Source organism: Halanaerobium saccharolyticum (genome assembly GCF_003259895.1).
Taxonomy (GTDB): domain Bacteria; phylum Bacillota; class Halanaerobiia; order Halanaerobiales; family Halanaerobiaceae; genus Halanaerobium; species Halanaerobium saccharolyticum_A.
This window is the reverse complement of sequence record NZ_QLME01000060.1, coordinates 1-1,215: the sequence shown is the minus strand read 5'-3', so window position 1 is coordinate 1,215 and position 1,215 is coordinate 1. Positions and strand designations below refer to the sequence as shown.

Annotated in this window: 1 protein-coding gene; it reads left to right on the top strand. The window is 31.9% G+C overall.

Features of this window, described 5'->3' with window-relative positions; all coding sequences use genetic code 11:
• Positions 1–119: 119 nt before the first annotated feature.
• Complete coding sequence (locus C7958_RS15490; RefSeq protein ID WP_111573569.1) at positions 120–1,169, top strand: IS30 family transposase; 1,050 nt, start codon at positions 120–122, stop codon at positions 1,167–1,169.
• Positions 1,170–1,215: the final 46 nt, after the last annotated feature.

Here is a 1,215-nt window from a genome sequence, read left to right as displayed (position 1 = left end):
GCTTAATTGTATAATGAACTTGAACTAATTAAAAATTTAATAAAAAAATGCCCATAGTGGCCCAAACTGTAATATAATTGAATTACCACAAACAAAAACATTACAGGAGGGTGCACACTATGGACTACTTAAATGATACACCAATTTCTCGAAAAAATAAACACCTAAATGCTTATGAGCGTGGTCAAATTGCATTATTACATTCCGAAGGAATGTCTGCTTATGCTATTGCTAAACGCTTAAATAGAGCTTCTAATACAATCAGAAACGAATTAAAACGTGGTACTGTTTCTCAAATCAAAGCCAATAAAACTGTTGAAATCTACTTTCCAGACACTGGTCAAAGAGTTTATGAGAATAATCGTAAAAATTGTGGGCCTAAGTTTAAACTCTTAGAATGTTACAATTTCATAGAACATGTGATAGATGAATTCTACAACTCAAATCATTCAATTGATTCTATTTGTGGTTCAGCTAAACTGCATAATAAATTTCCAAATTCAGAGATGGTTTGTACTAAAACTCTCTATAACTATATAGATGCTGGATTACTTGAGATTAAAAATATTGATCTGCCACTGAAGGTAAAACGTTCTTCAAAATCAAGATGTATTAAAAGTAACAAAAAGAAGTTAGGTACCAGCATTGAAGAACGTCCTGAAAGTATTAATGACCGCAGTGAATTTGGTCACTGGGAAATTGATACCGTTATTGGTAAAAAGACTAAAGATCAGGCAGCATTACTTACTATGACAGAACGTACTACTCGCTCACAAATTATTCGTAAGATTGCTGATAAGAGTTCTTATTCTGTGCAGGAGGCTATGACAAAGCTGATCAAAGAAACTGGAAACTTATTTTCTACAGTTTTTAAAAGCATTACAAGTGATAATGGTTCTGAATTCTCAGAGCTAGCCAGTATAGAAGAAGTAGTTGATACAAAAGTTTATTATACTCATCCATATTCGTCCTGGGAAAGAGGCACAAATGAACGTCACAATGGCTTGATAAGAAGATTTATACCTAAAGGTAGAAGCATAAATGAATTCTCAATTGAAGCTATTGCCAGAGTTCAAAATTGGTGCAATACTTTACCAAGAAAAATATTGGGTTATTTAACTCCAAATGAAGCTTTTGAAGATCAACTAAAACAAATTCTATACAATTAAAATTATTACAGTTTGAAATTAGTTCAATTTAACATTGCAATTTAAG

Bases quoted from the DNA above. Each gene is read 5' to 3' on its own strand.
- C7958_RS15490 (WP_111573569.1), top strand. From the start codon at position 120: ATGGACTACTTAAATGATACACCAATTTCTCGAAAAAATAAACACCTA.